This window comes from Salegentibacter lacus (assembly GCF_020164555.1).
Taxonomy (GTDB): Bacteria; Bacteroidota; Bacteroidia; order Flavobacteriales; family Flavobacteriaceae; genus Salegentibacter; species Salegentibacter lacus.
Genome location: NZ_JAIQZB010000007.1, coordinates 18,087 through 43,228, shown reverse-complemented (window position 1 = coordinate 43,228; position 25,142 = coordinate 18,087). Strand labels below are relative to the sequence as shown.

Sequence of the window (25,142 nt, the reverse complement as noted above, 5' to 3'; positions counted from 1 at the left end):
TAATGCATAACAAATTCAGTAAAGTTTTAACACAAAGCGATTCGCAACCGGCTTCACAGGCAATGTTGCACGCGATAGGACTAACCAAAGAAGATTTTAAAAAGCCATTTGTAGGTATTGCCAGTACGGGTTACGAGGGCAATCCGTGTAATATGCACCTTAACGATTTAGCTAAACTAGTTAAAAAAGGAGCCAATGAAAATGAGCTTGTCGGTTTAATTTTTAATACCATTGGTGTTAGCGACGGGATTTCTATGGGAACGCCGGGAATGCGCTATTCGTTGCCATCCCGAGATATTATAGCCGATTCTATGGAAACCGTGATCCACGCGATGTCTTACGATGCGCTGATTACCGTTGTAGGCTGCGATAAGAATATGCCAGGCGCACTTATGGCGATGTTAAGAATTAATCGTCCTGCGATTTTGGTTTACGGCGGTACCATCGCTTCCGGTTGCCACAACGGTAAAAAACTGGACGTGGTTTCAGCATTTGAAGCCTGGGGTGCTAAAACCGCCGGTGATATAGAAAAAGAGGAATACGAAAGCATTATAGAAAAGGCCTGTCCTGGGGCAGGGGCCTGCGGCGGAATGTATACTGCAAACACAATGGCTTCGGCTATTGAAGCTTTGGGAATGGCTTTGCCATATAACTCTTCAAATCCGGCAGTGGGTGAAGAAAAGAAAACTGAAAGCGAAGAAGCTGGAAAGGCGGTTCGTTTGTTAATAGAAAAAGATATTAAGCCCCGAGATATAGTAAATCGTAAATCGCTGGAAAATGCGATAAGACTGCTTACAGTTTTAGGAGGTTCTACCAATGCGGTACTGCATTTTTTGGCCATAGCGAAATCGGCTGAAGTTGATTTTGATCTAACAGATTTTGAAAAAATATGCGATAGTACGCCATTTTTAGCCGATCTAAAGCCAAGCGGGAAATATGCGATGGAAGATGTACACAGAATTGGCGGGATTCCTGCGGTGTTAAAATATATGCTGAAAAACGATATGCTTCACGGCGATTGTCTTACCGTAACCGGAAAAACCTTAGCTGAAAACCTTGCTGATGTTCCCGATATGGAAGAAGGCCAGGATGTATTCAGGCCTTTGGATAACCCGATCAAGAAAACCGGGCATATCAGGATTCTATACGGAAATCTTGCTGAAGGCGGTTCGGTAGCAAAAATTACAGGAAAGGAAGGGTTACAATTTACTGGAACCGCTAAAGTGTTTAATAGTGAATATGAGGCTAATGATGGCATTTCAGAAGGAAAAGTAAAAAAAGGCGATGTAGTCGTCATTCGGTACGAGGGCCCAAAAGGTGGCCCGGGAATGCCGGAAATGCTTAAGCCTACTTCAGCAATTATGGGTGCAAAACTCGGTAAAGATGTAGCTTTAATAACAGACGGAAGATTTTCTGGTGGAACACACGGTTTTGTCGTCGGGCACATCACTCCGGAAGCCCAGGAAGGCGGTTTACTTGCTTTTCTAAAGGACGGGGATGAGATTACCATTAACGCTGAAACCAATAAAATAGAAGTTGCACTTTCAGCAGAAGAAATAAAGAAAAGAAAAGAAAACTGGAAAGCCCCCGCTTTAAAATTCAATAAGGGAGTGCTTTACAAATATGCAAGAACGGTTTCTTCGGCCTCACAAGGTTGCGTTACCGACGAATTTTAATAAGGTGAATTATGGAAGTTAAAACAGCTAGTTTCGAAAAAGTTTCTTCTCCAAAAACAACCAAGGTTTCAGGTGCTGAAGCAGTGATAAAATGTTTGTTGGAAGAAGGTGTGGATACGCTTTACGGCTATCCCGGCGGAGCAATTATGCCCGTTTACGATGAATTGTATAAATACCAAACCCAAATTCACCACGTCCTCACGCGCCACGAACAAGGCGCAACACACGCCGCGCAAGGTTATGCCAGGGTAAGTGGAAAAGTGGGCGTTGCTATGGCTACCTCGGGTCCTGGGGCTACAAATCTGGTTACGGGAATTGCAGATGCACAAATAGATTCAACCCCCATGGTTTGTATCACCGGGCAGGTAGGTTCACATTTACTGGGAAGCGATGCTTTTCAGGAAACCGATATCATTGGGATTTCTACGCCAATAACCAAGTGGAACTATCAGATTACTAAAGCTGAAGAGATTCCAGAGATTCTGGCAAAAGCATTTTTCATTGCGCGCTCGGGAAGACCGGGGCCGGTTTTAATCGATATTACCAAGGATGCACAGTTTGCTTCACTGGAATTTACTTATAAAAAATGCTCCGGTATTAGAAGTTATAAACCTAAGCCTGAAATAAACTTATCAGAATTAGAAAGGGCTGCTGATGCGATTAACAATGCTAAAAAACCTATGATCGTTTTTGGTCAGGGTGTGATTTTAGGCGGGGCTGAAGAACTATTTAAACAAGTGGTTGAGAAATCGGGTATTCCGGCTGCGTGGACCATTTTAGGGCTTTCCGCTATGCCAACTGATCATCCGCTAAATGTGGGAATGGTTGGGATGCACGGCAATTACGGCCCAAATGTTTTAACCAACGAATGCGATGTATTGATCGCTATCGGGATGCGTTTTGACGATAGGGTAACCGGAAACCTGGAGAAATATGCCAAACAGGCCAAAGTGATCCATTTTGAAATTGATCCCGCAGAAATTAATAAAAACGTACATGCGGATATCCCGGTTTTAGGGAATGTAAATGAAACCCTTAAAATCTTATTGGAGCATTTAAAACCGAACAAGCACGAAGCCTGGCATCAAAAATTTAAAGATTATTATCAAATTGAATTCGATAAAATCATTAAAAATGATCTAAATGCTGAACGCGGCAAAATTGGAATGGCTGAAGTTATTGATGAGATCAATAAATGCTCCAAAGGCGATGCGGTAATTGTTTCAGATGTGGGGCAACATCAAATGGTGGCCTGCCGCTATTCTAAATTCAACCAAACCAGGAGCAATGTAACTTCCGGAGGTTTGGGAACTATGGGATTTGCGCTTCCGGCAGCTATTGGCGCTAAAATGGGCGCACCAGATCGGGATGTTGTAGCCGTAATTGGCGATGGTGGTTATCAAATGACCATTCAGGAGCTGGGCACGATTTTTCAGACTAAAGTACCGGTGAAAATCGTGATTTTAAATAATGATTTTCTTGGAATGGTACGCCAGTGGCAGCAGTTGTTTTTCGAGAAACGCTATGCGTCCACAGAGATGGTAAACCCCGATTTTATAACAATTGCCAAAGGATACCATATTAAAGCAAAACAGGTAAGTAAGCGAGAAGATCTAAAAGAGGCCGTTACGGAAATGATGGAGTCTAAAGAAGCTTATTTCCTTGAAGTAAAAGTTGAACAGGAAGAAAATGTATTCCCGATGGTACCTACCGGGGCTTCAGTTTCAGACATAAGATTAGAGTAATGGAAAAGAAAGATTTCACAGTTTCGGTTTATACCGAAAACAACATAGGCCTTTTGAGCCGTATTGCGGCTATTTTTCAAAAAAGGCACATCAATATTGAGAGTATTACCGCTTCCAGAAGCGAAGTAAATGGGGTAATGCGTTTTACAATCGTGGTGCAGGTCACTGAAGATCAGGTTAAAAAGATCGCGGGACAAATAGAAAAGCAAATTGAAGTAATTAAAGCTTTCTATCATACCGATGATGAAATGATCTACCAGGAAACGGCACTTTATAAGATAAATTCAGCAGATTTTGTTGAAGATCTTAATATCCAGGATTTTATAAAAGAATCTAACGCTCGAATCGTGACGGTTACTCCCAAGTTTTTTGTGATAGAAAAAACCGGAAAACGTCACGAAACCGATAGCCTTTACGAAAAATTAAAACCTTATGGATTGATGCAGTTTGTACGTTCCGGCACTATTGCCGTGACCAAAAACGAAATGCCAATCTCGAACATTTTAGAAAAATTTGATACAACCAATTAAATAAAAGTGATGACGAATTATTTTAACAGCCTTTCTTTACGTGAACAATTAGCCCAGCTGGGAACCTGTAGATTTATGGGTAGTGATGAATTCAGCGATGGAGTGGCTGCTTTAAAAGGGAAAAAAATAGTGATTGTGGGCTGTGGTGCACAAGGCCTTAACCAGGGTTTGAATATGCGCGACAGTGGTTTGGATATTTCTTATGCGCTTCGTGAAGGGGCTATTAAGGAAAAACGACAGTCTTTTAAAAACGCTTCAGAAAATAATTTTAAGGTGGGAACTTATGAAGAATTGATCCCTACCGCCGATCTGGTAATTAACCTAACGCCAGATAAGCAACATACTTCGGTAATAAAAGCTATTCAACCTCATATTAAAAAAGACGCGGTGCTTTCTTACTCTCACGGGTTTAATATCGTGGAAGAAGGAATGAAAATTAGGGAAGACATCACCGTAATTATGGTGGCGCCAAAATGTCCCGGAAGTGAGGTTAGGGAAGAATACAAACGAGGTTTTGGAGTGCCAACTTTAATTGCGGTACACCCAGAGAACGATCCGCAGGGGATTGGTTTTGAATGGGCCAAGGCCTATGCCGTTGCTACCGGTGGCGATAAAGCCGGTGTTTTGGCATCTTCATTTGTGGCTGAAGTGAAATCTGATTTAATGGGAGAACAAACCATTTTATGTGGATTGCTGCAAACGGGTTCTATTCTTAGCTATGACAAAATGGTAGCTGAAGGTGTTGAACCTTCTTTTGCCTCGAAACTTATTCAGTATGGTTGGGAAACCATTACCGAAGCTTTAAAGCACGGCGGGATTACCAATATGATGGATAGGCTTTCAAATCCGGCCAAGATCAAGGCCGATGAGATTTCCGAAGAATTAAAACAAATAATGCGCCCGCTTTTTCAAAAACATATGGACGATATTATTTCCGGAGCTTTTAGCAGTAGAATGATGAAAGATTGGGAAAACGGCGATAAAGAATTGCTGGAATGGAGAGCCGCAACCGGGGAAACCGCTTTTGAAAAATCTAAAGCAACTTCTGAAGAAATCAAAGAACAGGAATATTTCGATAAAGGAGTTTTATTGGTAGCCTTTGTGAAATCTGGTGTAGAACTGGCTTTTGAAACTATGGTAGAAGCAGGAATTGTTGCAGATTCAGCTTATTATGAATCCCTGCACGAAACCCCGTTAATCGCCAACACCATTGCCAGGAAGAAATTGTTCGAGATGAACAGGATTATTTCTGACACGGCAGAATATGGTTGTTATTTATTCGATCATTCGGCAAAACCACTTATTAAAGATTATGTGAGTGCCTTGCCAAAAGAGGTTATAGGTCATTCTTTTGGAACGGATTATACCGGAGTGGACAATCAGCAGTTAATAGCAGTTAATGATGATATTAGGCAACATCCCGTTGAAAAGGTGGGAGGAAGGCTAAGAAAAGCGATGACTGCAATGAAAAAAATACAGGAATAAAATGGATACTTTGCTGGCAGATAAAACAACATATAAACCTCAGTTAAAAGCTGTAAAAGAAGCGGCCGAACGCATCTCCAAAGTGGTGGTAAAAACCCCTTTGATGCAATCTTTTACCTATAGTAAGAAATTTTCAGCAAATGTGATGTTGAAGAGGGAAGACTTGCAACAGGTTCGCTCTTACAAAATTCGCGGAGCTTATAATAAGATTTCAAGTCTTCCGCAGAAACAGCTGGATAAAGGGGTTATTTGTGCCAGCGCCGGAAATCACGCACAGGGTGTAGCTTTTGCCTGTAATAAACTGCAGGTAAAAGGCGTGATCTATATGCCAATTACCACCCCAAGGCAAAAAGTAGAGCAAACAAAGATGTTTGGTGGCGAGTGGGTAGAAGTGGTTTTAAAAGGCGATACTTTTGACGATTCATTTAAAAGTTCAACAAAACACGCCAAAAAGTTTGGTCTGGTATTTATACATCCTTTTGATGATGAAAAGGTGATTGAAGGGCAGGCTACCATTGGTTTGGAAATCCTGGAACAAGCCACTGAACCTATAGATTATGTTTTTGCACCCCTTGGCGGGGGCGGACTTTTAGCCGGATTATCATCTATGTTCAAGGAACTTTCGCCCAATACTAAAATAATTGGTGTAGAGCCGGAGGGCGCGCCTTCTATGACTTCTTCTTTAAAAGAAGGAAAACTCGTAGAATTAAAATCTATTGAGCGTTTTGTAGATGGTGCCGCGGTGCAGAAAGTCGGGAGCCGAAATTTTGAAATTTGTAAGCAAAATCTTGATAAAATGATTACCGTTCCGGAAGGGAAGATTTGCCAAAGTATCCTTGATCTTTATAATCAGGATGCTATAGTGGTAGAACCCGCAGGAGCAATGGCCATAAGTGCCCTCGATTTTTTTGCTGAAGAAATCAAAGGAAAAAACGTGGTTTGTATTGTGAGTGGAAGCAATAACGATATCACCCGAACTGCAGAGATCAAGGAAAGAGCTTTATTGTATGCCGGGCTAAAACATTATTTTGTGATTAGTTTTCCTCAGCGGGCAGGAGCTTTAAAAGATTTTCTGGAAAAGGTTTTGGGGCCTAAAGACGATATTACCCATTTTGAATACTCAAAAAAGCATCATCGTGAAAATGCCCCAGCTGTTGTTGGGATAGAAATAAACGATCCTGCCGATTTTGAGCCATTGGTAGCCAGGATGAAAGCGAAGAATTTTTACGGGGAATATCTCAATGATAAGCCTAATTTGTTTCAGTATTTAGTATAAATATTTTGTTGGTTAAAATAATTATGTACATTTACAATATGCTTTCAATGAAACAAATAATATTTTCCGTTTTTCGCTTCTTCCCGCGCCGCCGCAGGTAAGAAGTAAATTTCATTATTCTTTTTTAATATTATTTGATTTTAATTATAACTTGAGAGATCCACAAAATATACCGTCCAATTTAAATTTCAGAATCATTTCTGAAATTATACCTGTTCGCCGCCGCTTCCCGCGTCGCACCTCGGTGCGTGTATAATTTAATGGAACTTAGGTGAGTCCGGTTCCCCTTTCAAAAAAACAAATCAAATTTATTTTCTCACTAATTTCTTAGCAAATGAAGATTGTCATTGCTAATAAATCTCACGCTCAATACGCTGAGATTATTTGTACAACCATAGAAGAATCTGCAAAGGTTCGAGGCACGGGCATTGCCCGCAGAACCCCTGAATATATCATTGGAAAAATGGAGAAGGGTAATGCGGTTATTGCTTTAGACGGCGAAAAATTCGCCGGTTTCTGCTATATCGAGACCTGGAGCCACGATAGGTATGTGGCGAACTCAGGTTTAATTGTACACCCAGATTTTAGGCACCAGGGATTGGCCAAAGACATCAAAGAGGTGGTTTTTAACCATTCCAGGAAAATGTATCCCAATGCAAAGATATTCGGGATCACTACCGGCCTGGCCGTGATGAAGATAAATTACGAACTTGGATATCAACCCGTAACCTTTTCTGAACTTACCGATGATGACGCATTTTGGAAAGGCTGTCAAACCTGCAAGAATTACGATATTCTAACCAGAACCGAACGTAATATGTGCCTCTGTACTGGAATGATGTATGATCCAGAAAGAAAAAAGGATACAAAGAAAGAAGACAAAAAAGAAAGCTTTAATGATAAAGCTTTTAAAAGGTTGAAGAATATAAAACAGACCTTGTTTTACAAAAAAGAAAAAAACGGGAGTTAAAAATTAAACTTATTGATCGTCAACCTGTTCCGAAACTTCGGGGTTGTTTCAGTTTCTAAGTTAGTTAGATCCTGAATCAAGTTCAGGATGACGTTAAAATCGAAATAAATCAAATGAAAAAAGTAGTTATAGCATACAGTGGAGGTTTGGATACTTCTTACTGCGCAAAATATTTGTCTAAAGAAGAAAATTTTGAAGTCCACGCAGTGAGCGTAAATACAGGTGGATTTTCAGAAGAAGAAGTGAAGAAAATTGGAGAAAATGCACAAAAAATAGGAGCAAAGACCTATAAAAATATCGATGCGGTTTCTTCATTTTACCAAAAGGTGGTAAAATATTTAATCTTCGGAAATGTCTTGAAAAACAATACTTATCCGCTTTCGGTAAGCGCAGAAAGGATAGTACAGGCCATAGAGATCGTTAATTATGCAAAAAAAATCGATGCTAAGTATATTGCCCATGGCAGTACAGGCGCCGGAAACGACCAGGTGCGGTTTGATATGATCTTTCAAATTATCGCTCCTGAAATTGAAATTATCACGCCAATCAGGGATAAGCAACTCAGCCGTCAGGAAGAGATTGAATACCTGAAAGAGAATGGAGTTGAAATGAATTGGGAAAAATCAAAATATTCGGTGAACAAAGGCCTTTGGGGAACCAGTGTAGGAGGGGCGGAAACGCTAACTTCAGAAAAACCTTTACCTGAAAGTGCTTATCCTTCCCAACTTCAGGAGAAAGAAGCCATACAGATTGGTTTGACATTTAAAAAGGGAGAAATTTCCGCAGTAAATGGCAAAGAAAATTCTCCGGAAAAGAATATTGAAATCCTTGAAAACATAGCTTCAAAATATGCCATTGGCCGTGATATTCACGTTGGCGATACGATTATAGGAATAAAAGGAAGGGTTGGTTTTGAAGCTGCAGCTGCGCTTATCACCATAAAAGCCCATCATTTACTGGAAAAACATACCCTTAGTAAATGGCAATTACAACACAAGGATTACCTGGCTAACTGGTATGGCACGCACTTGCATGAAGGCCAGTACCTGGAGCCTGTAATGCGAGATCTGGAGGCTTTTTTAGAAAGTTCCCAGCAGCAGGTTAGCGGCGAAGTATTTGTAACGCTGCATCCATATCGATTTACACTTGATGGAATTAAATCTCAAAACGATTTAATGAATTCCAGCTTCGGAAATTACGGCGAAGAAAATAAAGCCTGGACGGCAGATGATGCAAAAGGATTTATAAAAATCCTATCGAATGCCGGAAAGATCTACCAACATGTAAAAGAAGGGAAATGATAACAGCAGGAATAATTGGCGGGGCCGGGTATACGGCCGGGGAACTCATTAGGATACTTATCAATCACCCTGAAACTAAACTGGATTTTGTTTACAGCACTTCCCAACCCGGAAAACCGGTGGCGGGGATACATCAGGATTTACTGGGCGAAACCGATTTGCAATTCAGCGGGGAAATCAATAAAAATGTTGACGTGGTTTTTTTGTGCCTGGGACATGGAAATTCAGTGAAATTTCTTGCTGAGAATCAGTTTTCAGAAAATACCAAAATCGTAGATCTGAGTACCGATTATAGAATGAGTGGAGAACACTCTTTTGTTTACGGCCTGCCTGAATTCAATAAAGAGAAGATAAAGAAAGCCGACCTTATCGCTAATCCCGGTTGTTTTGCAACAGCAATTAGCCTGGCGATTTTGCCACTTGCCAAAGCCGGATTATTGCAAGAAGATGTGCATATTAACGCGGTTACCGGGGCAACGGGCGCTGGGACTTCACTTTCTTCCACTACGCATTTTACCTGGAGGGATAATAACTTTTCCAGTTATAAAGCTTTTGAGCACCAACACTTGAATGAGATAGGGCAGAGCCTAAAGTTACTTCAGAATAATAAGCTCCCGGAAATAAATTTTATTCCGAACAGGGGGAATTTTTCCAGGGGAATCCACGCCACGGCTTACACCAAATTTGAAGGAAATTTAGAAGAGGCTAAAGCGCTGTATTCCGAAACTTATCAGGATTCGGCTTTTACGTTTGTAGTTGAGGAAGATTTACATTTAAAACAAGTGGTGAATACTAATAAATGCCTTCTGAAAATACAGAAATTCGATGATAAAATTTTGATTACGAGTATTATTGATAATTTACTGAAAGGTGCTTCAGGGCAGGCTGTTCAAAATATGAACCTGATGTTTGGCTTTGAAGAGACTTCAGGATTAAAATTAAAAGCCAGTTATTTTTAAAAAATAGCCACTAATACACGAATTGTATATGTTTAAACCTAACAGGTTTTGAAAACCTATGAGGTTTGGCAAAAGATATTAGTGATTTCGTGGCCAAGCGATCAACTAAAACCAAACCAATGAAAATAGCCATTATAGGAGCAGGCAACCTGGGACTTTCCATTGCGAAAGGCCTTATTGTAAACAATGCGTTTACCACCTTGTACCTCACCAAACGAAAGACTGAAGAAATTCAGGAATATGAGGAATATGCCAAGGTTAAGGTCACCAACGATAACCGCGAAGCGGTGAAGCATTCAGATATCCTGATTTTTGCGGTACAACCCACTCAAATGCAGCGGATCCTGGAAGAAATTAAAGACGATCTTCATGAAAAGCATGTGCTTATTTCCACAATTACAGGATTTAAAATTGATGCTATTGAGGCTATTGTTGGGGAAGAACAATTTATTGTTCGGTCAATGCCCAATACAGCTATTGCTGTTGGAAAATCAATGACCTGTCTTTGCAGTAACGAAAAAGGGAAAAAACGAATCGCTATTGCCGAGGCTATTTTTAATCGTTTGGGCACAAGTATTATTATTCCTGAAAATAAAATGCAGGCCGCCACGGTTATTTGTGCCAGCGGAGTTGCTTTCTGGATGCGTCTTATACGCGCCACCACCCAGGGAGCGGTGCAACTTGGTTTTGATGCAAAAGATGCACAGCAACTTGCTATGCAAACCTGTTTGGGAGCTTCCAGCTTGCTTATAGAATCAGGCAAACATCCCGAAGAAGAAATCGATAAGGTAACCACGCCCCGTGGTTGTACGATTGAAGGATTAAACGAAATGGAACATAACGGCCTGAGTTCGTCTTTAATAAAAGGGATCCAGGCTTCATTCAAGAAAATAAACACGATTACAACCGATTAAATATGGACTTATTTGATGTTTATCCGCTTTATGATATTACCCCAATTAGGGGTGATGGTGCTTATGTTTTCGATAAAGAAAACAAGAAATATTTAGACCTCTACGGTGGTCACGCGGTAATTTCTATAGGGCATTCGCATCCCGCTTACGTAAATGCAGTTTCTAAACAAGTTGGCGAACTCGGTTTTTATTCAAATTCGGTTAAAAACCCTTTACAAGAGGAACTTGCCGATAAACTGGAAAAGCTTTCGGGGGTAACAGATTACAGCTTGTTTCTATGTAATTCGGGTGCTGAAGCAAATGAAAATGCTTTGAAAGTCGCTTCTTTTCACACCAGAAAGGATAGGATTATTTATTTTGATAAAGCATTCCACGGAAGGACATCCGGAGTTGTTGCGGTGACCGATAATGAAAATATCAAAGCCCCGTTTAACCAGAATCATAAAGCGACCAAACTTGGTTTTGAAGATTCTGAAGCCCTTGAAAGTGAGTTGAAAAAAGGCGATGTTGCGGCGGTTATTTTTGAAGTGATCCAGGGAGTTGGCGGGCTGGATGAGGCATCTACTGAATTTTATGAAAAAATCGCTGAATTGTGTAAAAAATACAAATCGGTTTTAATTGCTGATGAAGTGCAGTCAGGATATGGTAGAACGGGTGATTTTTTCGCTTTTCAAAAACACAAAATTCGTCCTGATATTATTTCTGTAGCGAAAGGAATGGGCAATGGATTTCCGGTTGGTGGGATTTTAATCGATAAATCTATTCAGGCAAAATCTGGAATGCTGGGAACTACGTTTGGTGGAAATCATTTGGCCTGTGCTGCTGGGATTTCGGTTTTGGAAGTTATTGAAAAAGAGAATCTTTTGGCAAATGCCACTGAACTTTTTGAATATGTAAAGGAGAAAGCAGCGGAAATTCCTCAGATTAAAAAAATCAAAGGCCGCGGATTAATGATTGGCCTGGAATTCGATTTTGAGATCGCGCAGCTAAGAAAAGAGCTTTTGTTTAAACATCAAATTTTTACGGGTGCTTCTGCAAACAAAAAATTGTTACGGATTTTACCGCCTTTAAATATTAAAATAGAACATTTTGATGAGTTATTTAAAGCTTTGAAGATTGTTTTAAATTGAACAACTACCACGTCGAACAAAGGCGAGATTTAGTTAATTAAGTGATTTCAGTATTAAAAGAATCACTTTCAAAAAAATCGTCAAGCTGAATTTGTTTCAGCTTCTAATATGTTAGATCCTGAAATAAATTCAGGATGACGAGATTGAGAACTTTTAGATTGATTCAAAAGAAAGAAAATAGAATGAAAAATTACACCGAATTATCAGATATAGAAGATTTACAGCAATTAATCACCGAAGCGCTGGAGCTAAAAAAAGCTTCTTCTTCACTGGAAATAGGTAAAGGGAAAACCCTGGGGATGCTTTTTTTTAATCCGAGTTTGCGAACGCGTTTAAGTACTGAAAAAGCGGGAAAATTACTTGGAATGGACGTGATGGTTATGAATGCCGGGAGTGACAGCTGGAAACTGGAATTTGAAGATGGTGCCCTAATGAATTCCGATAAAGCTGAACATATAAAAGAAGCAGCAGCTGTATTGTCGCAGTATTGCGATATCATTGCGGTAAGGGCTTTTCCGGATCTGCAGGACAAAGAAAAAGATGAAGCTGAAACGGTATTGAATAGTTTTAAAAAATACGCTTCGGTTCCCGTAGTAAACCTCGAAAGCGCTACAGGCCACCCATTGCAGGCGCTTACCGATGCGATAACAATTTCAGAATTAAAGAAAAAAGACAGGCCAAAAGTTGTGCTTAGCTGGGCACCACACCCAAAAACATTACCTCAAAGCGTACCCAATTCTTTTACCGAAATTATGCAAAAACTGGATGTTGATTTTGTAATCACCAATCCCGAAGGCTATGATTTGAATCCTGAAATCACTAAAAATGTTCCTGTAATCCATAACCAGAACGAGGCTTTAAAAGATGCTGATTTTGTGTATGTAAAGAACTGGAGCAGTTATGAAACTTATGGGCAGAAATTAAGTGAGGACAAAACCTGGACTTTTTCCGCAGAAAAATTAATAAAAACTAATAATGCAAAAGTGATGCATTGTTTGCCGGTTAGACGAAATATGGTGATTGCCGATGATGTTTTGGATTCTGATAATTCAGTCGTTATCCAACAAGCAGGAAATCGAACTTTTGCCGCACAAGCTGTTTTAAAAAGGATTTTAAAGGAAAAAGTGAAAGAAAGTGAGTTAGGAAAAAATGCTTAACCGCTAGAAGGTTACAATTTGAAATAATATGGAAAAAGAGGTTTTAAAAGTTATAAAAATAGGAGGGAAGCTTATTGAAAATGAAGTGAAATTCGCTGAATTCCTAAATGATTTTGTGGCTTTGGAAGGTCCGAAGATTTTGGTTCACGGCGGGGGAAACCTGGCTACTGAAATTGCAGGAAAACTCGGTTATAAAACCCAGATGTTTGAGGGGCGTAGAATTACCAATGCCGATTCGATTAAAGTGATTACCATGGTTTACGGCGGACTTATAAATAAAAGCATCGTAGCTAAGCTCCAGGCTCTTCAGAATAACGCACTGGGCCTTTGTGGGGCAGATGGGATGAGCATTGTTTCCAAAAAACGCCCTGTTAAGGAAGTTGATTTTGGATTTGTTGGGGACGTTGAGAGGGTTAATTCAGAATTTATAAATTCAATTTTAAAACAACAGATAACGCCGGTTTTTTCGGCTATCTCCTGTACAGAAGATGGATTGCTCCTCAATACCAATGGGGACTCTGTTGCTGCAGAAATCGCTAAAGCAATGAGCTCAATTTATGAAACCGAACTTTACTTTTGTTTCGAAAAAAAAGGCGTACTAGCCGATGCAGAAGACGATGATTCGGTAATTGAAAAAATTACCAGGAAAAGATATAAGGAATTACTCGAAGAAAAAGTAATCAGTGACGGGATGTTACCAAAACTACACAATTGTTTCCAGGCTTTGGAAGGTGGTGTGAAGAATATATTTCTTGGTGATTTCAGGTTATTAAAAAATGAATCTGTTTATACTAAAATCAGTAACTAATGAAGCTCGAAGAATTACAAAATGATGCGATAGAATTACTTAAAAAGCTTATTGCTACCCAGTCTTTTTCGAAAGAAGAAGTTAAAACGGCCGATTTGCTGGGTGACTGGTTTAGAGAAAAGAACATGACTTTTTTTCGACATTTAAATAATGTATGGGCTACCAGTAAGTATTTTGATGCAGATAAACCCAGCTTGCTGCTTAATTCCCATCATGATACGGTAAAACCGAATTCAGCTTACACACGAGATCCTTTTGAAGCTAAAATTGAGGACGGAAAATTATATGGTTTAGGTAGCAATGATGCGGGTGGTTGCCTGGTGTCCTTACTTGCAACCTTTACGTGGTATTACGAAGCCAAAGACCTGAAATATAACCTGATTTTTGCCGGAACCGGGGAAGAAGAAATTAACGGGGAAAACGGGATTGCCTGTATGTTGCCAAAAATGCCAAAAATTGATGTAGCTATTGTTGGCGAACCCACTTTAATGCAACTGGCCATTGCCGAAAAAGGCCTGGTGGTTTTTGATGCAAAAGTAAAGGGAACTCCCTCACACGCCGCGCATCCCAACGATAACAACGCAATCTATAAAACCGCTGATGTTTTAAAATGGTTTGAGGAGTTTGATTTTCCAAAGGAATCGGAAGCTTTGGGAAAAGTAAAACTTACCGTAAGCCAGATGAATGCCGGGAGCCAGCATAATGTAGTTCCGGGTCACGTAGATCTGGTAATCGATGTTAGGGTGAATGATGCTTACTCGAATGCTGAAATTGATCAAATTCTTCAGGAAAGAGCGCCAGTAGATGAAATTACCGCCCGTTCGCTTCGGTTGAATTCGTCTTCTATTCCTCCAGATCACGAGCTGGTTAAGGCTGGAATTGCGTTAGGAATGGAAACCTATGGTTCACCAACGCTTTCAGACCAGGCGATGCTGAAATGCCCTTCCTTAAAATTAGGTCCCGGTGATTCCACCAGGTCGCATTCCGCAGATGAATTTATTTATGTGAATGAAATAGAGGAGGGGATTGAAACTTATATAAAATTGCTTGAAAAGGCTTTTAGAAAATATTAAACCAAGAAGAAGGTATATTTTCGTCAAGCTGAACTTGTTTCAGCTTCTAATTTCTTCAGGATTCTAAAAGCTTAGATACTGAAATAAACCCGCCTAAACGAACGGGCAGATTCAGGATGACGCGTATAACTCAATTTAAAAGACTTCGACTGAAAAAATAAAATTATGAAACTCTGGGATAAAGGATTAGCTATAGATAAAAAGATTGAAAATTTCACGGTGGGAAACGACCGGGAGCTGGATATGCATATTGCTGAATACGATTTAAAAGCATCAAAAGCGCATGCTAAAATGCTTGGTAAAGTCGGAATCCTGACTTCAGACGAAGTAAAAGATATTGAAAGGGAACTGTCTAAACTTCAGCAACAACTTGAAAACGGAACTTTTAAGATTGAAGAGGCTTTTGAAGATGTACATTCTAAAATTGAATTTGAACTAACCAAAGCATTGGGGGATACCGGTAAAAAAATCCATACCGCGCGATCCAGAAACGACCAGGTTTTGGTGGCCATGCAATTGTACTTTAAAGAAAATCTACAGGAAATTTCCGTTAAGACAAAGAACCTCGTAGATGTACTTTTAGGACTTGCAGATAAACATCAGGAAAAACTTCTTCCGGGATATACACATTTGCAGGTAGCGATGCCTTCAAGTTTTGGTTTATGGTTTTCGGCTTATGCAGAATTGCTTATTGATGACCTTTATTTACTAGATGCCGGTTTAAAAGTTGTAGACCAGAATCCGTTGGGATCTGCTGCTGGATATGGCTCTTCATTTCCTATAGACCGGGAATTTACGACCAAAGAGTTGGGATTTTCAACTTTAAAATACAACGTAGTAGCTGCGCAATTGGGTCGTGGGAAATGCGAGCGAACGGTGACTTCGAATATCGCTTCGGTTTCCAATACGCTTTCCAGGTTTGCAATGGATATTTGTTTATATATGAGTCAGAATTTTGATTTTATCACTTTTCCTGATGAGCTCACCACCGGTTCCAGTATTATGCCGCACAAGAAGAACCCCGATGTTTTCGAACTGATACGTGGAAAATGCAATAAACTCCAGAGCATCGCGAACGAGATGATTTTAATCACCAATAATTTACCAAGTGGTTATCACAGGGATTATCAATTGATCAAGGAAAATAGCATTTATGCGGTTGAAAATATTAAAGAAATCCTGGATGTTTTTATCCATTCTATAGCTTTAATTAAAGTTAAAGATATCAATTTACAGGATGAAAAATATAAATATCTGTTTACAGTAGATAGTATTAACGATTTGGTGATGCAGGGCAAATCGTTTAGAGAAGCCTATCAAATAATCGGTGGGCAGGTTGAGGAAGGAACCTATGAAGCTACTGGAGGTAAGAAACATTCACACCTGGGTAGTAAGGATAATCTTGCATTGGAGGAAATTAGAAAGAAAAAGGATCAGGTTTAATATTTGGATTTGGCTGATAGTGAAGAATAATTGGATCCCGACTTCAGTCGTGATAGTTCAACCAGCACTAGACAGACGTTCTTTCAAACGCCTGTCTAGTGGGTATCACTAAAAAACCTCCCGCAAAACCACACGAAATGCGAGAGGTCAAAACATAAATGAAGAAAAATAATCTTAAATAATAGTCATTTGCCCAAGGTTCAGGTTTTCGTTGTTGATGCTAATATTATCAACTTCACTGATAAGCCCCTCAAGGAAATCACCCACTTTTTCTGTGGTATAATGGTTGTCTTTGTTAATGTCTATGGTGCAAACATTTAGTTTAATACTAAGTTCTACAGCTTTTTTAACTGCTTCGGCTTCTTCTATAAGTCCGAAATGTTCTAGAAGCATCGCAGCTGATAAAATGGAGGCTACCGGGTTAGCAATTCCTTTTCCGGTTGCCTGCGGATAAGAACCGTGGATAGGTTCAAACATTGCGCTTTCTTTTCCTACTGAGGCTGATGCCAGTAGGCCGATACTACCACCAATTACGCTGGCCTCATCAGAAAGAATATCGCCAAACATATTTTCAGTAAGAATAACATCGAACTGGGTTGGGTTCAAAATCATTTGCATTGCAGCGTTATCCACAAAAAGGAAATCCAATTCCACATCGGGATAATCTTTTCCAATTTCAGTAACAGTTTTACGCCATAACCTGGAAGTTTCTAAAACATTGGCTTTGTCCACCAGGGTTAATTTTTTTGAACGTTTTTCTGCAGCCTTAAAAGCCAGGTTAGCTACCCGTGAAATCTCTTCTACCGAATAGGTGCAAACATCGGTAGCACTCTGGCCGTCTTCTGCAGTAAATTTATCGCCAAAATAAATTCCGCCGGTAAGTTCGCGGTAAATTACCATATCGGCGCCTGCAATGCGGTCAGCTTTTAAGGGCGATTGTTCTATAAGTTTGTCGTATGCTTTTACCGGCCTAATATTGGCAAAAAGTCCGAGGCCTTTTCTTAGCTGCAAGAGCCCCTGCTCAGGTCTAACTTTTGCATCTGGATTATTGTCGTATTTTGGATGTCCTATTGCCCCAAATAACACAGCATCAGATTTCTTGCACAATTCCAGCGTAGCTTCAGGTAACGGATTGTCCAGCAAATCTATTGCTGCCGCACCTACCAAGGCGTCTTCAAATTGAAAGTGGTGATCGAATCGATCTGCTACAGCTTTTAAAACTTTAACTGATTGCTGTGTAATTTCGGGGCCTATCCCGTCTCCGGGCAAGACTGCTATTTTTAATTTCATTTTTCTTCTTCTTTATGTGTGGTTTTTATATGCTTATAAAATTTTTTTGTCTGCGTCATCCTGAATTTATTTCAGGATCTAAGTTTTTTAGTTATTCAACATATTAGAAGCTGAAACAAGTTCAGCTTGACGGTTAACTACAAGGGTGTGGTTGCTTGTGTTTTATGTGATTTTTTCTGTTCAAATTCTTTAATCGCGTCCAGTTTGCTTACCAGGAAATCTATATCGTCAAAACCATTAATCATACAGGTTTTTTTATACGGATCAATCTCAAAATGTTCTGAAATATCTTTCTTTGGAATCCCGATCTTTTGAGCTTCCAGATCGACTTTAATTTCTACGGAAGGATCTTTGGTGATTTCAATGAATAGCTCATCCAAAAATCCCGGACTTACCTGAACCGGAAGCAAACCGTTGTTAAGTGCATTTCCTTTGAAAATATCGGCGAAATAGCTCGAAACAACCACGGTGAATCCATAGGCTTTAATTGCCCAGGCTGCATGTTCCCGGCTGGAACCGCATCCAAAATTATCTCCCGCTACCAGGATGGAACCTTTATATTCCGGTTTGTTTAATGCGAATTCAGGATTTGGCTGGTCGTTATTGTCGAAACGCCAGTCCCGAAAAAGATTTTCTCCAAAACCGGCCTTGTCGGTAGCTTTTAGGAACCTGGCCGGAATAATCTGGTCGGTGTCTACGTTTTCTATCTCTAAAGGAACCGCTGTATCGGTTAATGTGATAAACTTTTCCATCTTAATTTAAATGTTTTGTAAAGTCGGTTAATTTTCCTGAAACAGCCGTGGCTGCGGCAGTTAACGGACTTGCTAATATTGTTCTGGAACCCTGTCCCTGTCTTCCTTCAAAATTTCTGTTACTGGTAGAAACGCAATATTCGCCTGCAGGAATTTTATCATCGTTCATTGCTAAACAAGCCGAGCAACCTGGTTGTCTAAGGGTGAAACCGGCATTTTCAAAAACTTCCCGTAAGCCTTCGGCTTCAATTTGGGCGGCTACCTGGCGCGAACCGGGTACAATTAGTGCATTTACATTTGAAGCTTTTTGTTTACCTTTTATATAAGCCGCTGCCTGGCGAAAATCTTCAATTCTGGAATTGGTACAACTACCAATAAAAATCCAGTTAATAGTTTTTTCAAGTAAAGATTCTCCGGGTTTAAAGCCCATATAGGCTAAAGCTTTTGCATCGCTTTTTCCACCCTCCATTGGAATGGAACCAGTGATTTTTATGCCCATTCCGGGATTTGTTCCGTAGGTGATCATCGGTTCAATATCTTCGGCATCAAAAGAATATTCCTGGTCAAACTCGGCGTCCTCATCGGTTTTTAATGTCTTCCAATAAGCTTGTGCTGCTTCAAAGTTTTCCCCTTTGGGTGCAAACTCTTTACCTTTTACATATTCAAAAGTCGTTTCATCTGGAGCGATCAAGCCACCACGGGCGCCCATTTCAATACTCATATTACAAACCGTCATTCGGCCTTCCATAGACATCTCTTCGAAAACATTTCCAGCGTATTCACAAAAATATCCAGTTCCAGAATTTGTCCCAAGTTTGCTGATTATATAAAGGATCACATCTTTAGGTAAAACCCCTTTTTTGAGTTTTCCGTTTACATTTACGCGTAATTTCTTTGGTTTTTGAACCAGAACACACTGGCTGGCGAAAACCTGGGAAACCTGACTGGTGCCAATTCCAAAGGCAATAGTTCCGAATGCGCCGTGAGTAGAGGTATGGCTGTCGCCACAAACCATTGTCATTCCCGGTTGGGTAATTCCCAATTCAGGAGCCATTACGTGAACAATTCCATTATAAGGATGGCCAAGACCATAAAGCGTAATATTATTTTCTTCGCAATTTTGGGTTAATTCCTTAAGTTGTTTTCTAGACAACAAATCTTTAACCGGTAAATGCTGATTTTCAGTCGGGGTATTATGATCTGCTGTCGCTACAATTTGATCTGGTCTAAATACCGAAATCCCACGTTCTTTCAACTCGTTAAAAGCCTGCGGACTCGTGACTTCGTGTATTAAGTGTTTATCGATATACAAAATATCGGGACCATTGGGTATAGATTCTATCACATGGGAATCCCAAATTTTATCGAATAAAGTTTTCTTCATTTTTATAAATTCAATCCTAGTTTGTAATTAACCTTTTGCAGGATTATTAGGCAATAGCCCTTATTTTTCTTTCTGAAATTTCCATAATTTCGTGAATATCATTGTCTTCTACGCATCTTCTGGCATCAGCATAATTTAGGAATTCAGCATATACCTGATCTAACTGAAGTTTAGTTAAATCATATCCCATTTTCTTAGCTTTATAGGCCAAAGCAGCTCTTCCACTTCTTGCGGTAAGTACAATCGCCGATTCGGTTACACCAACTTCTGCAGGATCAATAATTTCGTAGGTTTCACGGTTTTTAATCACTCCATCCTGATGAATTCCTGAGCTATGAGCAAAGGCGTTAGCGCCTACAATTGCCTTATTTGGCTGCACGAACATTCCCATTTCTCTAGAAACCATGCAACTGGTATCAAAAAGGAATTTTGGGTCTATATCTGTGTTTAAATTTAAGGTTGGGTGTTGTCTTAAGATCATGACGACCTCTTCTAAAGCGGTATTCCCGGCACGCTCCCCAATCCCGTTGATGGTACATTCTATTTGGCGTGCACCATTCTGCACACCTGCAATAGCATTGGCTGTAGCAAGACCCAAATCATTGTGACAATGGCAGGAAATTCTAACCTTATCGATGTCTTTCACGTTGTCTTTTAGATATTTTATTTTTCTTCCGTATTCATCGGGAAGGCAGTATCCGGTAGTATCAGGGATATTTAGAACAGTTGCTCCGGCTTTGATCATTTCGGTACAAACTCGTGCAAGAAATTCATTATCTGTTCTTCCGGCATCTTCAGCATAAAATTCAACATCGTCTACAAAATTCTTAGCATGTTTAACAGCGGCCACACCACGCACAATAATTTCTTCTCTTGTAGAGTTGAATTTATATTTAATATGAGAATCTGATGTACCAATACCGGTATGAATACGCGGTTTTTTAGCATATTTTAAAGCTTCAGCAGCAACTTCGATATCTTTTTTAACAGCACGTGTGAGTCCACAAACAGCGGCATTCTTTGCCAGTTTAGAGATTTCATAAACCGATTGGAAATCGCCGGGACTGGAAACAGGAAAACCTGCCTCAATAACATCTACTCCCAGCTCATCAAGGCGTGCAGCAATTTTAAGTTTTTGGGCCGTATTCAATTTACAACCTGGAACCTGCTCTCCGTCTCGTAACGTCGTGTCAAAAATTTCTACCTTTTCTGTGCTCATAAGAGATTTTTTTTACTTTATCTTTAACTAAAGTATTGTTAATCTATACACTCCGGACCTTTGCCTATTAGGTCATTACGATAATGAAATTAAAAATTAAGATGTAATATCACTGTAAATCAGTGTTTTATAAACGATTCTGTTACAATGACTAATGATTTAACTGATAACTTATTTTCTTTGATAAAGTCACTTTCACCTTCAGAAAAGCGACAATTTTCATTGTATGTTGGAAGAATTGGTGTGAACACCGATAGTAAATTTCTGAATTTATTTAAGGTAATGACCAAACTGAAAAAATATAATGAGAAGGAAATTCTTCTAAAAACAAAAATTAGTAAGCAACAATTATCTAATGTAAAGGCCCATTTATACAAGCAAATTCTTATTAGTCTAAGGCTTAACCCTGCGCACCAGAGTATTCCGGTACAAATTAGAGAGCAATTTGATTTTGCTTATATCCTTTACCGAAAAGGCTTATACAAACAAAGTCTGAAATTGCTGGATAAGATAAAAGTACAGGCGCTTGAATATGAAGAAAAAAACCTGGCCTATGAGATACTGGAGCTTGAAAAAATAATAGAATCGCAATATATCACCCGAAGTATAGAAAACCGGGCCGAAAGCCTAATTCAGCAAACGCGTGATTTGAGCGACCTTAATTTGATATCCAGTAAACTTTCGAATTTGTCTTTGCAGTTATACGCTATTTTCCTGAAAATGGGTTACGCCAGAACCCAGGAGGAGGCCGAGAGCATCAGAAATTATTTTTATCAAAACCTACCGGAATATCAAATTAAAAATATAGGTTTTAGAGAAAAATTGTGGCTGTATAAAGCTCATTTATGGTTTAGTTTTATCACCCAGGATTTTCTGTCATGCTACCGCTACTCTATGAAATGGATAGACCTTTTTAACGAGCACAAGCATTTGGTTCCTATACATCCGGTATCCTATTTAAAGGGGAATCATTATTTATTGGAATCTTTATTTTACTTGAACCATACCAATTTATTCGAAAAAACACTTAAGAATCTTGAAGGGATGCTGAAGGATGTAAAAATCCCTGACGATGATAATATCAAGGCTTTGGCTTTTCTTTATTTATATTCCAATAAACTGAATTTGCGCTTTATGCAAGGCAATTTTGCCAATGGAGATGAATTGGTGGAGAAAATTCAGAAGCGGATAAAAAAATATCAGGACCGTATTGATGAGCATCATATTATGGTGTTTTACTATAAAATTGCCTGTCTATATTTTGGTGACGGAAACAATAAAAAATGTATAGAATTCCTTAATAAAATCATTAATAATAAATCGTTGGAAATGCGGGAAGACCTTATGTGTTTTGCCCGGATTTTGAGCCTGGTTGCCCATTACGAAGCAGGGCTTGACTATCATTTAGACCGTTTGGTAAAATCTACCTATAAGTTTTTGATTAAGATGAACGACTTACATGAGGTGCAGAAAGAGATGATTCGTTTTCTAAGAAATCTACCAGAAGTTTCTCCTTTGGAAATCAAGGATGAATTCAAGAAGTTGCACACCAAATTAAAAGAATATGAAGACCATCCATACGAACGCAGGGCGTTTCTCTATCTTGATATCCTTTCCTGGTTGGAAAGCAAAATAGAAAACCGCCCTGTGGCCGATGTAATTGCTGAAAAAGTTGCGTTGGTGAGTCGCTAGTTACTTTTGAAAAATTATAGGCAAACTATACCTCGTTGCAACCGATTTTCCAAAATGTTGGGTTGGGCTCCATTGTGGCATTTGAGTCAAAACCCTAACGGCTTCTGCATTATATCGATGAGGAGCGCCTTCAATAATTTGAATTTCTGAAAGATCGCCTTCAGGATTTATAGTGAATCTTAAAACAACTCTTACTGAAACTCCTCTTTTTTGTTCCTGCGGCATATTGATATTTTTCTTTAAAAAAGCTTGTAATTTTTCTTTTCCGCCAGGGAATGAAGCTGGAATAAGATATGCAAAGTAATCAAGTTCTTCTCCTTTTTCATTCCACACCTTTCCTTCTTTCAGTTTATCTCTTTTAAAAAGATCCTGGCGTCTTTTTTCGCCATTTTCCCAATAGGCAACAAGGTTCCCGTGCTTTTTTCCATTTTTATAGGGAAGTTGGTAAAATAACTCTCCAGATTCATAATAGTGTTTATGCAATCCATGGTAAACTTTTGTTTTTCCCTTAAGGTTAAAAGATTGCTCCGCTTTTTTCGTGCCGTCTATAAAATAGGTAGTTCTTAAAAATTCTGCATCACTTTCAGAAGCAGGAGTAGTGATTTTAAAATATTTTGCATCTTCATTTGTGTCCAGCTCCTGATAGTCTTTATCCATATAAATGGTATCCTGACAAAAAGCAGAAATTGAAATTGCGGTAAAGATTAAGCTTAAGTAAAAATTCTTCATAGGTGATTTAGGTGTATTTAGTTTAAACAATTATTCCATAATACTTCATCTGGAGGAGGTGCTATAATATGGATTTCTTCTTTTCTTACAGGATGAATAAATTTGAGTTCCCTGGCGTGTAAATGAATGCTAGCGTCTTTATTGCTTCGGTCAAAACCGTATTTAAGGTCGCCCTTAATGGGGCTGCCGATCGCTGAAAGCTGACTCCTAATTTGATGATGCCGTCCAGTATGTAAATCTATTTCTAGTAGGAAATAGTTATCGAGTTTTTTTAGCATTCTATATTCAAGAATAGCTTCTTTACTATCTGGAATTTCTTTTATATGCGCGTAAGATTTGTTTTGTTTTGGATTTCTCTTCAAAAAATGTACTAAAGTATCCGACTTTTTTGGTGGAGCGTTTTTGACAATGGCCCAATATGTTTTTTGAGCTTCTTTCTTCTGAAAAAGTTTATTGAGTCGGGGTAGCGCTTTAGATGTTTTAGCAAAAAGAACAATTCCGCTGGTAGGTCTATCCAGGCGGTGAACAACGCCTAAATAAGCATCTCCTGGTTTATTGTATTTTTCCTTTAGGTAAGATTTAACCACTTCGCTAAGCGGTTTGTCCCCGGTTTTATCGCCTTGCACAATATCCCCGGGGCGTTTATTGACAACAATAATGTGATTGTCTTCAAAAAGTACCTGGAGATTGTTTTTGTCTGAAATTATTTTTTCCAAAATGAAGATTTATCAATATTATTTACTGCCAACAGCAACTGCTTACTAAATTAATACTGTTCATCATCAGATGGAAAACTTTTACTTTTTACATCGTCACGGTAGCCTTCAAAAGCTTTAGTCATTTCGGTGTGTAAGTCAGCGTACCTTCTTAAAAACCTCGGATTGAATTCGTGTGTCATTCCCAACATATCATGAACTACCAAAACCTGACCGTCAACACCGTTACCAGCACCAATTCCTATCACCGGAATACTGATACTCTCAGCTACTTCTTTAGCAAGCTTTGCGGGGACTTTTTCTAATACAATTGCAAAGCAACCGAGACGTTCCAACAAGATTGCATCAGATTTCAATTTATCGGCTTCTTCTTCCTCTTTTGCTCTAACGGTATATGTACCAAACTTATAAATGGATTGCGGAGTTAATCCTAAATGTCCCATCACCGGAATCCCGGCGTGAAGTATACGTTTCAGGGATTCTTTAATTTCTTTTCCGCCTTCAAGTTTCACCGCATGTCCGCCGCTTTCCTTCATAATCCTTATGGCAGACCGCAAAGCTTCTTTTGGATCACTTTGATAACTTCCGAAAGGAAGGTCTACTACTACAAGCGCACGATTTATTGCTCTTACCACACTGGTTGCGTGATAGATCATTTGGTCTAAAGTAATAGGAAGTGTGGTTTCGTGTCCTGCCATAACATTACTGGCAGAATCGCCCACTAAAATCACGTCAATTCCTGCTCCATCCACAATTTTCGCCATAGAATAATCGTAAGAAGTCAGCATCGCAATCTTCTCACCATTCTTCTTCATATCTACCAGTGATTTCGTGGTGACTCTTTTATATTCTTTCTTAGCTACAGACATATTTTTGATTTTGGAAGGTAAAAG

22 protein-coding genes are annotated in these 25,142 nt (G+C 39.3%); 15 read left to right on the top strand and 7 right to left on the bottom strand.

All coding sequences use genetic code 11. The features are described from left to right. The first annotated feature begins 2 nt into the window (after positions 1-2). The 14 genes from ilvD (at position 3) to argH (ending at position 16,467) form a co-directional block, all read left to right on the top strand. Positions 3-1,676 carry a dihydroxy-acid dehydratase gene (gene ilvD, locus LB465_RS07005; protein WP_224468627.1) on the top strand — a complete coding sequence of 558 codons (1,674 nt, stop codon included), beginning with the start codon at positions 3-5 and terminating at the stop codon, positions 1,674-1,676. A gap of 11 nt (positions 1,677-1,687) precedes the next feature. After that, positions 1,688-3,421, top strand: coding sequence for a biosynthetic-type acetolactate synthase large subunit (gene ilvB, locus LB465_RS07000; RefSeq protein ID WP_224468624.1), 1,734 nt, complete (start codon positions 1,688-1,690; stop codon positions 3,419-3,421). Continuing rightward, positions 3,421-3,951, top strand: coding sequence for an acetolactate synthase small subunit (gene ilvN / locus LB465_RS06995; protein WP_224468622.1), 531 nt, complete (start codon positions 3,421-3,423; stop codon positions 3,949-3,951). Before ilvB ends, ilvN begins: the two co-directional genes overlap by 1 nt. A 9-nt stretch (positions 3,952-3,960) precedes the next feature. Beyond that, entirely contained in the window at positions 3,961-5,436 is a 1,476-nt protein-coding gene (gene ilvC, locus LB465_RS06990) for a ketol-acid reductoisomerase (protein WP_224468620.1), read from the top strand. 1 nt (position 5,437) lies between these two features. Further along, positions 5,438-6,712: a threonine ammonia-lyase IlvA gene (ilvA, locus tag LB465_RS06985; RefSeq protein ID WP_224468618.1), complete on the top strand. Its 1,275-nt coding sequence runs from the start codon at positions 5,438-5,440 to the stop codon at positions 6,710-6,712. 334 nt (positions 6,713-7,046) lie between these two features. Continuing rightward, positions 7,047-7,682, top strand: a complete 636-nt coding sequence (locus tag LB465_RS06980) for a GNAT family N-acetyltransferase (RefSeq protein WP_224468616.1) — start codon at positions 7,047-7,049, stop codon at positions 7,680-7,682. 113 nt (positions 7,683-7,795) lie between these two features. Continuing rightward, positions 7,796-8,983 carry an argininosuccinate synthase gene (locus LB465_RS06975; protein ID WP_224468614.1) on the top strand — a complete coding sequence of 396 codons (1,188 nt, stop codon included), beginning with the start codon at positions 7,796-7,798 and terminating at the stop codon, positions 8,981-8,983. Then, entirely contained in the window at positions 8,980-9,942 is a 963-nt protein-coding gene (gene argC, locus LB465_RS06970; RefSeq protein ID WP_224468612.1) for an N-acetyl-gamma-glutamyl-phosphate reductase, read from the top strand. The genes LB465_RS06975 and argC overlap by 4 nt, the downstream gene beginning before the upstream one ends. A 119-nt stretch (positions 9,943-10,061) precedes the next feature. After that, entirely contained in the window at positions 10,062-10,856 is a 795-nt protein-coding gene (proC, locus tag LB465_RS06965) for a pyrroline-5-carboxylate reductase (protein WP_224468890.1), read from the top strand. 2 nt (positions 10,857-10,858) lie between these two features. Next, positions 10,859-11,986, top strand: coding sequence for an aspartate aminotransferase family protein (locus tag LB465_RS06960; RefSeq protein ID WP_224468610.1), 1,128 nt, complete (start codon positions 10,859-10,861; stop codon positions 11,984-11,986). A gap of 182 nt (positions 11,987-12,168) precedes the next feature. Continuing rightward, positions 12,169-13,143, top strand: coding sequence for an N-acetylornithine carbamoyltransferase (locus LB465_RS06955; protein ID WP_224468608.1), 975 nt, complete (start codon positions 12,169-12,171; stop codon positions 13,141-13,143). Positions 13,144-13,171: 28 nt separating this feature from the next. Beyond that, positions 13,172-13,951: an acetylglutamate kinase gene (gene argB, locus LB465_RS06950; RefSeq protein ID WP_224468606.1), complete on the top strand. Its 780-nt coding sequence runs from the start codon at positions 13,172-13,174 to the stop codon at positions 13,949-13,951. After that, entirely contained in the window at positions 13,951-15,024 is a 1,074-nt protein-coding gene (locus tag LB465_RS06945) for a M20 family metallo-hydrolase (protein ID WP_224468603.1), read from the top strand. The genes argB and LB465_RS06945 overlap by 1 nt, the downstream gene beginning before the upstream one ends. Positions 15,025-15,189: 165 nt before the next feature. Next, positions 15,190-16,467, top strand: coding sequence for an argininosuccinate lyase (argH, locus tag LB465_RS06940; RefSeq protein ID WP_224468601.1), 1,278 nt, complete (start codon positions 15,190-15,192; stop codon positions 16,465-16,467). Between the two features lie 174 nt (positions 16,468-16,641). Here argH and leuB read toward each other — a convergent pair whose 3' ends face one another. The 4 genes from leuB to LB465_RS06920 all read right to left on the bottom strand — a co-directional run bounded on the left by leuB (position 16,642) and on the right by LB465_RS06920 (position 21,112). Continuing rightward, positions 16,642-17,757 (bottom strand): 3-isopropylmalate dehydrogenase, encoded by a 1,116-nt coding sequence (gene leuB / locus LB465_RS06935; RefSeq protein ID WP_224468599.1) that lies wholly within the window; start codon positions 17,755-17,757, stop codon positions 16,642-16,644. Between the two features lie 137 nt (positions 17,758-17,894). Further along, the gene (gene leuD / locus LB465_RS06930; RefSeq protein WP_224468597.1) at positions 17,895-18,509 is read right to left on the bottom strand and encodes a 3-isopropylmalate dehydratase small subunit; all 615 of its coding nucleotides are present in this window, start codon (positions 18,507-18,509) and stop codon (positions 17,895-17,897) included. A gap of 1 nt (position 18,510) precedes the next feature. Continuing rightward, a complete protein-coding gene (leuC, locus tag LB465_RS06925; protein WP_224468595.1) occupies positions 18,511-19,893 on the bottom strand; it encodes a 3-isopropylmalate dehydratase large subunit in 1,383 nt (460 codons plus the stop codon). Between the two features lie 46 nt (positions 19,894-19,939). Continuing rightward, the gene (locus tag LB465_RS06920) at positions 19,940-21,112 is read right to left on the bottom strand and encodes a 2-isopropylmalate synthase (protein ID WP_224468593.1); all 1,173 of its coding nucleotides are present in this window, start codon (positions 21,110-21,112) and stop codon (positions 19,940-19,942) included. 147 nt (positions 21,113-21,259) lie between these two features. Between LB465_RS06920 and LB465_RS06915 the strand changes: the two genes are divergently transcribed. Beyond that, the gene (locus tag LB465_RS06915) at positions 21,260-22,804 is read left to right on the top strand and encodes a hypothetical protein (RefSeq protein WP_224468590.1); all 1,545 of its coding nucleotides are present in this window, start codon (positions 21,260-21,262) and stop codon (positions 22,802-22,804) included. Here the strand turns inward: LB465_RS06915 and LB465_RS06910 are convergent, their stop codons facing one another. The 3 genes from LB465_RS06910 to panB are packed head-to-tail and all read right to left on the bottom strand — an operon-like array spanning position 22,805 to position 25,118. Then, positions 22,805-23,533 carry a TonB family protein gene (locus tag LB465_RS06910; protein WP_224468588.1) on the bottom strand — a complete coding sequence of 243 codons (729 nt, stop codon included), beginning with the start codon at positions 23,531-23,533 and terminating at the stop codon, positions 22,805-22,807. Positions 23,534-23,550: 17 nt separating this feature from the next. Then, the gene (locus tag LB465_RS06905; RefSeq protein WP_224468586.1) at positions 23,551-24,249 is read right to left on the bottom strand and encodes an RluA family pseudouridine synthase; all 699 of its coding nucleotides are present in this window, start codon (positions 24,247-24,249) and stop codon (positions 23,551-23,553) included. Positions 24,250-24,299: 50 nt separating this feature from the next. Beyond that, the gene (gene panB / locus LB465_RS06900; protein WP_224468583.1) at positions 24,300-25,118 is read right to left on the bottom strand and encodes a 3-methyl-2-oxobutanoate hydroxymethyltransferase; all 819 of its coding nucleotides are present in this window, start codon (positions 25,116-25,118) and stop codon (positions 24,300-24,302) included. Between the last annotated feature and the right edge of the window lie 24 nt (positions 25,119-25,142).